We start from the raw sequence: 10326 nt of genomic DNA, 5'->3' as shown, positions 1-10326 counted from the left end.
ATTCGCAAAATGCTACTTTCACAAAATCACTCACTCATTTCTGTGCATATTTGTCACATCTTTCGGTTTGCCAACCTAATCTTGTTCAACATCCTCAGTGCGTTAGTGGTTATTGAATCTACGATATGAACAGGAAAGCCGTTGGGTAGCTGGTTCACTACTTGGTCAATAGCATTCGGAAAGGTGTCTACAAACTCGTCAAGTATCTCTTGCATTCGAATTGTGCAGAAACCAACGGTTTCTGCTGTTGCAATAAAGTGACGGGGATATACCTTTTCTAGATGCCACTTATTGCCGCTTGAAGTGGATTTGAGAGACATAGCTAACTTTAGTTTACGCGTGTTTATACCTTTGCCATTTGATGCGGGATAGGCTGACATAATGTCGTAGAAAGGTGTTAGTTTATAAACACCATTGGTCTCAATAAAAATTGAAAAGTTTTTTGAATGACCGTCGGTTGCGCCTATCAACCACTGAAAAACTTGGAAGCGCATGAAGTCATCACGGTCTTTCTCTGGGTTTGTTGAGCCGTTCAATAGCTCCATTATTTCTGCAATACCAATTCCTCCGTCAGCTTGATATTTCATGCTGGTGGGTAAAGACAATGATTGGCACATATCCTCTTGAGTTAATCTTATAAGCGAACCCGTACTTCTAGACCACGCTCGATCAAACCGTTCAACAACTAAAGATTTCACATTATCAAAGTCTAATATCTCTACGCTAGGTACTTTGAACCCCATTGCTTCTGCTAGTTTGATACAGAGATACTCATTTTCAACGCTCTCAGTCATGTCTAGTGTAGCGAATGGTTGCTGAATAACTCCAATCGGAAATTTGAGAATATGAGTACTTGGATAATCCAAATTGGGTAAAAACCAATCATTTTTAATCTTAAGTAGTGCGGTTTTCTCTTGCGCCCCTGATATTGTGATGCGGAAGTCATGCTTATTGATCATGCCAAGTGGGTTCTGCTGCTTATGAGCAGTTATGATACTGCGCAAATCATCGACTGAAAGTGGCTCCAACTTGGTTGGAGCTACACTATCCTTAATTTCAGTTTCAGGCACTAATGATAATGAGCCTACGCAGTCTCGACCGATTGCGTGTAATAAGTCAAACATGTGTGTTGAAGTGGTCTGATAGCGATTCTGGAGGTTTCGGCGCACTGAAGTTAAGTCAGGCAATAGATTCTCAAAGTAATTTGCTACAGGGTCACCTTTGTGCGGTTGGATTTGAAGTGGAAGAGATATCGAAATAGGGTAAGCGTCCGACTGTGCCAGCCACTTCTCGTCGTAGCAAAATTGCATTCGGCCATCGGTACCCTTGGTTAGATGGCCAATTTTGGTGTTGTTGATATATACGATTAGCGAAGGCATTCGTACTTACAGTCTTACATGAACGTATACATTGGGGATGTTGAATAAACTTTACCAATAGTCAGACGTGTGCGGTTTTTAATTGGCACTATTTGTTTTAACTGGTTCAACATAAGCAGAAGTTCCCCAAAGCGGTACAGTAGAAAGGCTATGCTTGAAACTACCATCAGTCTCTTTAGTGGTGTATGAGAGGTAGAGTAAGGTTTGGTTATCCGCATCATAGATACGCCTTACTTTCATAGATTTGAAGAAAATACTTTTCGATTGTTTGAATACAACCTCACCAGATTTACTTTTGTCGATAGTTGCAATCATCTCAGGAGTTATATCACCCGTTTGACGACAAGAAATAGAACTGTCACTAGGGTCAGAAAGACTAAAATCTGCCTCAATAGAAGCAATATGACAAGTCACTCCTGGAATCTTTTCATCATCTAAATTCGATACCTTTATATCCTTTAAGGTGAAAACGCCAAGCGATACGTCACCAACTTCGCTATCAGAGCACCCAGCTAGAAGAGCTGTTAGTAATACCGCTTTTAGCATATTATTCATTTATATGTCCTTGTATTTGAACGACTTATTTTATTATACCACACATTGACACCATCAGTTTAAATTGTTGTGTACAGTATTGGTAAAGGAGGACCCATCGCCCAAAATGGAGTAGGATAGTGGGCATTTGACCATTAACTGTTTTTATATACACCTTTCTTACACTGAAATAAATCATAGAAATCGGAATATACAACGAATTTTTGATGCGTTTACGATGTCAAAATACTATTTTATAGACAAGCATACTACGCACCTTTTCTTACCGTCTAAAACTAGAGTTTGCGTTGACGCTTTACAACTATTGCATACGTTAGGGTTTTCTTTTCGCTTAGAGATTGTTAACTGAGATTTCAGTTCTCCCTCCATTATTTCTACATCTTTGTAATAGGCTTTAAGATAGTAGTCGTGGAATGTTAGTTTAGAAAACGGGACAAGCTCGTTTTTCCATTCGTAGTTAAGCTCTTGCCCTTCGATGAATGGCTCTCTCCAATGAACATCAAACCATAACTCACCAGTTTCTTTAGTCTTATATTTTGCTTCACGGCTAAGCACAAAAACGTTGGCTCGATTTCGGTAGGCAATATCCAAGTCGGTGAAGCGTTTTCCGTCAAAATCTAATAGTACCCATATAACAAAAGTGTTGTTTCGTTGATAAAAGTGCTCACGAGCGGCAATGACACTGATAAATGTTGTGCTCATTTGCAATTCAAACACGACGCGTTTTGTTTGTCCCTCATCGTTATAGTAAGAAGATACGTCAGGTATACGCCACTCTTTACTCATTATCTGCGTTGGATCATCAGTAGAGTCTCTAAACGTTGCCTCTATCTCACATTCAGTGAATCTTTGTAGTAGATCATTTTCAATAGCTTCGTGAATGAACTCTTTAGATTCTCTATGAGCTTTTCCCTCCTTTTGTCCATTGAATTTCATAGCAAGGATTTGCTCTTGCTTTAGCACTGAATCTTTCTCTTGTAGAGGACACTCTGCGTTTTGGTGTTTATGCTTGTAGTGATCAATTGTGCGAGCTTGGTTTGAACGGAGTACGACAGGCTGAAAACAGACCGCACACAAGTAAGTTCGTAAGCCGTCTTCAATAAGGCTTCTTTTCTTGAAAAATTCACCTTCTTCTATTGAATCAAGTTGGTCAGAAACTACAATAATATCGTGCGTCTGAGGGTCATAAATCTCGGTTATCAAACGTTTTTTAAAAATTGTAGCCATCACATATCACCGCTTTCAATGAGCTTTTTGAGTCCCTGATTCTCTTTGAATAACTTAAACTTTTGAGCTTTGTAAAACTCAACCCCTTTCTTTACTTCATCAAGCTCTTCTTGCTTTTTATTCACATTGGCTTCAAGTTCATTGAGTTTGTTCTGCGCTAGTCTGGACTTGTTTTGATATTGGTCATAGGACTCAGATAGTTCGACAATTTGCATTAGTTCTTGCTCTAGATCGCCAAAGCTACAGTTAAACTTTTCAAGTACACGTCTTAACCATTTGGCATTATCAATTTCTTTATCAAACTCAGATTTCTGATCCGTTAGACGTTCAATTTGTCTCGCTAAGCTATTTTTTTCAAACTCTTGCTGTTTGATATGCTGCTTTCCTAAAGAGTAGGCAGCACGCAATTCTTCAACTTTATCGCTGAGTGTAGATGTTGTATTACCGCTCAATAATTCGCTTCTTTGCCGTTTTAGTGTCGAGATTTTCTTAAATAGCTCACTTTCTTGTCTTTTCAGATCTTCTATATTTTTACTTAAGTCGTACTTGTGTTTCTGGTTATGATAGTGGGTTAAGGTCGCCTGCGTTGTTACAATGTCACGATTCATTTGTTCCAGTGTATGGTTAGCAACTTTGATTTTTTCATTTACCTTTTCAAGTTTACTTAAAGCTCGTTGCTGTTCGTTCTCAATCGAGGATTGTGCGATTGATGCGATATTTCTGGTTAGGGGGTGAAGAGGGTTGAAAGAAAGCCAAGTACAACGTTTGTGAAATTGGTCATCTAAAACCTTGTCGCTTAGATAAGAAGTAAAGTCGGTAGACGGGACTGCAAGATCGCTAAGATTCAGCTCAATCACACTATCGAACCGTTTTCTGAGTGCTTGAATCTGGTTTTGGTCAACTTCGGAGTCTTCTAACGCTATTGTAATATAGATCGCTTGATTATCTTGCAGTGTTAACTCGATTAGTGGTCTGGTATCTGTGTCGATTAATAGCGAACAGTGTGCCACATCTACACTAATACTGTTTGTGCAAGTGTAATCAATGGGTATGGCTAGTCGTTGTTGATGTGAAATTAAGTAGGTTAAGCGTTCACAGATTTCGGATAGAACTAGGTGCTCACATTGCTTATCTGAATGCTGAAATAGTTGAAAACTCTTCTCACGTTGGACGCTCTCGCCGCAAACACGACAAAGACCTATTAAGTCATTGCTTTCCTTTGAGTCTATCAAAACCCCATCGTCATTAAGGCAAAATCGAATTCCCATTCTTTGAGTGCTACACAACATAGCTAAACTCCCGCAAGATCAGATATATAGTCATATTCAACCAGATTTTAGAGTAGAAAAATATGCAATTCGATTGGTAATTTGGTGTGAGTTAGATAAATTAACAAATTCGACAGTTTTTACGTTTTAGTTACTATCGTAGATAAGCATTTAATATGAATATAATTCAACCTATTGAGAACCAGAGCAAAATGATAATACCCGTTTATATCAGTGCTTTTTGTGGAGGAAATTATGATTGTTGATTATAGAAAAGAGGCAGCGCCCGAGCCGAGCCGAGAACAGGTTGCAACAGCTCTACGTCTGTTTCTAGACACATTCCCAATTCAATCGCAAGTATGTATGAAAAGCTATTGGAAAGCGGTAAAAACTATAGAAAGTGTTACTTTTAAAGGTATGCAAGATCGTTATGTTTGGGAAGACGGAGAGGTAGATCTACATATCAGATTCACAGATGGTACTGGGTGGTATTGTATAGTTCGATCTGATGGTACGTTAGACTGGCCTTATCGAAAACTACCAAGCCACGATGAGAAAGTTCGAAAAGTCAAAAGAAGAGCAACCGATGCTTCAATCAATATACTTGCCAAGGTTATGCAAATTTTGTTTTTTGTAGCATTCATCGCTGTCTTAAGCACTTGTGTAGGTAGTAATGGAAATAATGATCAAGAGTATTGTGTTCCAAGAATTGAGTGCTAATAATAGCGGCATTTTTTATTGTATTGAACTTGGTTTAATGTAAGCAGCAGTACCCATAGAGGGACCGTAGAAAGGCTGTGTTTGAAACTAACGTCTGTTTACTTCGTCGTGTATGACAAGTTGAGGAGGGTTTGATTCTCAGGGTCGTAAATTCTTCGCAATCTTGGCTATCATTTCAGGAGTAATATCACCTGTCTGTCGGCAAGAAATGGAACTGTCACTTGGATCGGCAAGGCTCAAATCTGCTTCAATCGAAGCGATATGACACGTTACCCCTGTAACTTCTTCATCAACCAAGCTCGAAATTGAAATGTCCTCTAAGGTAAACCAACCCAATCCTACGTCACCAACCTCATTCTCTGAACAACCAGAAAGCAATCCCGAAAGGAATAGAGCAGTCATTAGTTTCTTCATGCTAACTCCTTGTTACTAAATGTTTATATTACAATCCTGGGGGAATGTTTGTTTAAAATGTCTTAGTGTTGGTAATAACTTATACATCTTTCAAAGTAAACCAACCGAGCCCCACGTCAGCAACATCGTTATCTGAACAACCAACTAGAGTAGTAGCAAGCAATGCACTTAACAGCATCTTTTTCATTATTTTTGTCCTTAACTAGGAAAGATATTGATGAAATCTATCAGAGGTTTGCACCTAAAACAAAATTTAGCCACGGAAAGGTCTATGTGCGCTAGGTTTGTTGCGGGCTTCATGCTAATGTACTGCTCTAAACGAAGGTATCAAGATGAATGAACAACAGTTAGCCAGTATCGAGCGTAAAAATACATGGCTGTATGATCTGGTCGAAGTTGAATTTCCGACACCAGAGAGTTTGAAAGGGCGCGATGTCTATTTCAAAACGCTAGAAAAAGCAACGTATCAAGTAGTCGACAAAGACACACTACTGGAAAGTGACTCTGAATTTAACCCCGACGACATTTTTCTGGTCGATTTTCATCGACTGACCATTATGTTCTCTATCTTGCAATCTCAGCGCTGGGAACAGCAGTATGATAAAGATATGATCATTGAATATCTGACACAGATTATCCTCACGCCAGATTTTGAATTATATGTTGGTTTTAAATCTGGAGTCCCAATTGGTGCTGCTATTGTTAGCCATCTCGAAGGAAATACACTCATCTCTGATGTTGCTGTTTCTGAATCAAAATACAAAAGCTCGTTTGTGGCTGATCTGGCTAAAAGACTAAGCACCGAGCAAAAACTGTTAGACTCAGTGGTTATCGAAAACTAACTTACACGTCAATGTGCATAAAAAGTAAAGCAAGATGACGTTGGGTGATCTTGCTTAGAAAAACTGTAATTGCTACCTTCTATTTCCATGAAATGCCAAGCTCGTCGTTTCAACAATCCCAAACTCAAATAATATTAATCCAAACATTCTTAAAATCAGCTTGGGCTTGAGCCTTTAAGACGTCTGGAGATGGCTATGGCAATTACCAATATTAAGTGCGTGATATTTGACTGTGATGGTACGTTGGTCGACAGCGAAAGACTGTGTTGCCAAGCGCTCGTCAATGTCTTTAACCAGCATGGGGCTGAGTTAACGATGGAAGAGTGCGTTTCTCACTTTAAAGGAGGAAAGCTCGCTGACATCCTTTTAGATACTAAAGAATTGAAAGATATCAAAGTTCCAATTGATGTTTTAGAGCCGCAATACCGAGAAGAAGTCAAGTCTCTTTTTGTGCGTCACTTACAGCCGATGGATGGCGCAAAACGATTAATTCAGTTTTTGGATTCGCATAATATCGAATATTGTGTGGCGTCTAATGGACCTAAAGATAAAATTGAATACGCTTTGGAGTTAACCGGTTTACTCGATGCTTTCCGAGGCAAAGTGTTCTCGGCATTCGATGCGAATAGTTGGAAGCCTGAGCCCGATTTAATCATGTACAGTGCTATGAGCATGGGCTTTTTACCAAGTGACTGTCTTTATATTGATGACACGCCTAAAGGAGTTGAGGCGGGACTAAACGCCGGTATCAAAACGATACAGTTATTTAATGGTGAAGCTATCAATCTTGTTGATGACGAGCGTGTAATTCGCATCCATCATTTAGATGAATTAAAAGAGCAGCTGTGTGGCTGCTCTGTTTGACCTATTAATGGCAAACCGGACTTAAGCTGTGGATGTGCTTAAGTTTAGACTGTAGGGAAGGCGTTTGATGTAGACATTGGATAGATGAGAAGTTTTTTGTATGAAATCCGCAAGCAGCGCATGTGAATTTCTCGCCATCCGATGAAATGAGATATTCATCTCCTTGGCAGAGTGGGCAATTCAGGTTCTCTATGTCTTTTGTGTCTTTGTAATTATTCATATTGTTTTCCAGCAGCAAATTGGAATTGGCAAGATCAAGCATAGCGGAACGCTTTGTTTAAGAACATTATTTCATCGGGTACAGCGAGAACTTGAGATTCACTTCAAATATCCACTTGGATGTCGTAGAAAATATCGAAGGTAATAGTTGAACACGGTTTAAAGAAAAGGGCTCCTTAAGGAGCCCTTGTTGATCATAAGCCTCACAACGTTATGCGGTGCGGTAGCGTTGTAATATCTCACCAAGAGAAACGGAGGCTTGCGTGAGATTAGCGACGCCAGCGGTAGATTGCTCCGCCACTTCTCTGATTGTGCTTGATTGACTACGAATTTCTGAAAGTTCCGATGCAATATCGTTAGCCACTGCGCTTTGTTCTTCAGCAGATGTGGAAATCTGAATGCTCATGTCCATTAATGAGCGTGCTGACTCGGCAATAGAGGTAACATCATGGCCGATTTCATCAATAAGCTGGCTGCTGGTTTGAGCTTGCTGAACGGTTCGGTTGGTGATTGAAGCAATGTTCTGACTCTCTATTTGAAGCTTCTCAATCATGGCTTGAATCTCTACTGTTGCCTGTTGAGTTCTGCTTGCTAATGTACGTACTTCATCGGCAACCACTGCAAATCCACGACCTTGTTCACCAGCACGGGCTGCTTCGATTGCTGCGTTTAGTGCCAACAGATTAGTTTGTTCTGAAATGGCGTTAATCGTTGTGATCACGTCATTAATCTGCGTCGTATTCTCGTTTAAATTGGTTACTGACGTAGAGGCTTGTTCAATATAGCTAGATAACGTCTCTATCTCGCCAATCACGTTTTGTACACGGCTTCTGCTTAGTTCGATCTTCTGGGCATCTTGGTCTGACTGCGTCGTTGCTTGTTGAGAAATACTTGATACCTCCTTTGCAGAGGCTGTCATTTCTTCCATTGCCGTCGCGACTGAATCAAGCGTTTGATATTGATGAGATATCTGGGTTTCACTCAACTGCATATCTTTTTCGAATGCAGAAGATGTCTCGCTCAACATCGTTGCATTATTTTTAACACTATTAACCAGTTCACTTAAGGTATCCATAGACTTGTCTAGCGCACAGCCGATGGTACCGAATTCATCTCGACCAGGGTGAAAACCAAGACGAGAGGTTAAGTCACCGTCACCAATTTTTTCGGTTGTTGTATATAAAACCCACAGAGCTCCTCCGATAAACGTTGCCACCCAGTAAGAGAATAGGGCAAAAGGAATAACCCATAAGAAGCTGAGTAATAGTGACGATAGAGCTGATGATTTTACCGATTCGTATTGTGTGGACACATTTTGAGTCAGCTTAATCACTTCTCCAGAATGCAACTTGGCATAAGCGGTGACAGACCCATCGACAAAAGAACTCTCGCTTACGCGGTTCGATTTCGATACGCCGTCAATTTCTGTAGCGCGGTTTGATTGAGCATCAACGATACCAGAAAGCTTCGCTTCGCTCGCCGAGATGGCTTGCTGCTTAAATTGTTGTATTTCATTGAAGTAGCGGCTTCCAGCCACTGAAGTGAGGGCTACTAAAAACAGTAGGAATATAACCCACATTTTGTCGTTGATAGACATCTTGATAAACAGCCTGTCTATCGTTCTAAACTCAACTTCTCTCATTTAAAGCTCCATTAGAGATAAAAGATATTGACCAAATCTATTGCTATATCGAAACAAAATATGCGAAGTTAATCAGCAAAATATGTAACGAATACTAAATTTAGTTTAAGAAATGAGATCTAAGGACGCCTATAACAGTATGTTATATCTTTAAATTGACATGAATGTTGATAAAAGAGTCATTTCTCTAAAGTGTTAAGCGGATATGAAATCTAATTGCAATCGTTTACTTTTGATTATGCTCATAGGTTTTTAAATCTTTACTTCTCGCTGTCATGAATGTGTCATATAAAGACTATAAAAAGGAGTTGCTGATGTGGATATGGCAAGAGCCAGGCCGTCAGCAAGTAAAAGCAAGAGAGCTTAAAATAAAGGAGGTCACAATGAGCGACCAATACCAAAACGATGAGAGCCTAGAGCTGCTAGATGCGCTTGAAATTGGCATTATCTTGTCGGAATACGTTGGCTCAGACAACGAAGCCGAATAGCGGAACACTCTCATCTCGTCGTAATTGACGTTATACTAGGTTCATGTCACACCAAGCCCTAGAGGCCAAAACTGGCGTCGAATGAACTTTCTAGCCCACCTGCATATCGCAGATCACAGTAACAGCCATTTGTTGGGAAACTTGCTTGGAGACTTCGTAAAAGGAGATCCAAGCAAGCTGTATGATCGCGATATCTCAAATGGCATCAGATTACATAGATTTGTTGACCGTATTACCGACCATCATCCAATCGTCAACGAATGTAAGCCTCATTTCACTGGTGTTGCGCGACGTTTTGCACCTATCGCTTTGGATATGTTTTGGGATCATTGCCTCGCAAAACACTGGAACGACTTTCATTCCGTGCCTCTCGAACACTTTGTAAAAACGGCATACGAGAGAGTAAACCGAGAGGTTCATGAACATTTGCCGCCACGTTTTTTGGTGCTCCACAGCAGAATGTGGCATGGCCGATGGCTTCAATCCTATCAAGATCTAGACAATATAGAATTTGCACTACATCGGATGTCGCAAAGAAGTCCTAGAATGGCAGACTTAACCACAACATTTAAAGTGATTGAAAGTGATTACACCGAATTAGAAGAGAAGTTCTCGTCACTTTATCGAGATGTTTTGCGCCAGTCGTATGATTTTCAGCAACAGCTTAATGACTCAACTCAATGAGATAGAAAAGTAGTATGGCTTTAG

Annotated in this window: 10 protein-coding genes and 1 pseudogene; 5 read left to right on the top strand and 6 right to left on the bottom strand. The window is 40.1% G+C overall.

Features of this window, described 5'->3' with window-relative positions; genetic code table 11:
- Nucleotides 1–53 precede the first annotated feature (53 nt).
- The 4 genes from R7P35_RS04170 to R7P35_RS04155 all read right to left on the bottom strand — a co-directional run bounded on the left by R7P35_RS04170 (nucleotide 54) and on the right by R7P35_RS04155 (nucleotide 4018).
- Entirely contained in the window at nucleotides 54–1379 is a 1326-nt protein-coding gene (locus R7P35_RS04170) for a type II toxin-antitoxin system HipA family toxin (protein WP_213904490.1), read from the bottom strand.
- A gap of 78 nt (nucleotides 1380–1457) precedes the next feature.
- Nucleotides 1458–1934 carry a CreA family protein gene (locus R7P35_RS04165; RefSeq protein ID WP_213904491.1) on the bottom strand — a complete coding sequence of 159 codons (477 nt, stop codon included), beginning with the start codon at nucleotides 1932–1934 and terminating at the stop codon, nucleotides 1458–1460.
- Nucleotides 1935–2162: 228 nt separating this feature from the next.
- A complete protein-coding gene (locus R7P35_RS04160; protein WP_025525825.1) occupies nucleotides 2163–3161 on the bottom strand; it encodes a DUF6035 family protein in 999 nt (332 codons plus the stop codon).
- Nucleotides 3161–4018, bottom strand: coding sequence for a hypothetical protein (locus tag R7P35_RS04155; protein WP_250158338.1), 858 nt, complete (start codon nucleotides 4016–4018; stop codon nucleotides 3161–3163). The genes R7P35_RS04160 and R7P35_RS04155 overlap by 1 nt, the downstream gene beginning before the upstream one ends.
- 666 nt (nucleotides 4019–4684) lie before the next feature.
- On the opposite strand from R7P35_RS04155, the gene R7P35_RS04150 reads away from it, so the two are divergent.
- Entirely contained in the window at nucleotides 4685–5149 is a 465-nt protein-coding gene (locus R7P35_RS04150; RefSeq protein ID WP_140122806.1) for a hypothetical protein, read from the top strand.
- Nucleotides 5150–5164: 15 nt separating this feature from the next.
- On the opposite strand, the pseudogene R7P35_RS04145 reads toward R7P35_RS04150, so the two are convergent.
- A pseudogene (locus tag R7P35_RS04145) lies at nucleotides 5165–5563 on the bottom strand (CreA family protein).
- A 332-nt stretch (nucleotides 5564–5895) separates the two neighbouring features.
- Between R7P35_RS04145 and R7P35_RS04135 the strand changes: the two are divergent.
- Nucleotides 5896–6405: a hypothetical protein gene (locus R7P35_RS04135; protein ID WP_005376378.1), complete on the top strand. Its 510-nt coding sequence runs from the start codon at nucleotides 5896–5898 to the stop codon at nucleotides 6403–6405.
- Between the two features lie 195 nt (nucleotides 6406–6600).
- On the top strand, nucleotides 6601–7269 hold the full coding sequence (locus tag R7P35_RS04130) for an HAD-IA family hydrolase (RefSeq protein ID WP_042520824.1): 669 nt from the start codon (nucleotides 6601–6603) through the stop codon (nucleotides 7267–7269).
- 430 nt (nucleotides 7270–7699) lie between these two features.
- Here R7P35_RS04130 and R7P35_RS04125 read toward each other — a convergent pair whose 3' ends face one another.
- Nucleotides 7700–9130 (bottom strand): methyl-accepting chemotaxis protein, encoded by a 1431-nt coding sequence (locus R7P35_RS04125; RefSeq protein WP_042520826.1) that lies wholly within the window; start codon nucleotides 9128–9130, stop codon nucleotides 7700–7702.
- Nucleotides 9131–9444: 314 nt separating this feature from the next.
- Here R7P35_RS04125 and R7P35_RS04120 point away from each other — a divergent pair, with 314 nt between their 5' ends.
- Both R7P35_RS04120 and R7P35_RS04115 read left to right on the top strand, forming a co-directional pair.
- A complete protein-coding gene (locus tag R7P35_RS04120) occupies nucleotides 9445–9618 on the top strand; it encodes a hypothetical protein (RefSeq protein WP_017820948.1) in 174 nt (57 codons plus the stop codon).
- Between the two features lie 81 nt (nucleotides 9619–9699).
- On the top strand, nucleotides 9700–10302 hold the full coding sequence (locus R7P35_RS04115) for an ACP phosphodiesterase (protein WP_054865345.1): 603 nt from the start codon (nucleotides 9700–9702) through the stop codon (nucleotides 10300–10302).
- Nucleotides 10303–10326: the final 24 nt, after the last annotated feature.

It is taken from the genome of Vibrio sp. Vb0304 (genome assembly GCF_033338995.1).
GTDB classification, from domain to species: Bacteria; Pseudomonadota; Gammaproteobacteria; order Enterobacterales; family Vibrionaceae; genus Vibrio; species Vibrio alginolyticus.
The sequence above is the reverse complement of the archived record's forward strand: the minus strand, read 5'-3'. Positions and strand labels throughout refer to the sequence as shown.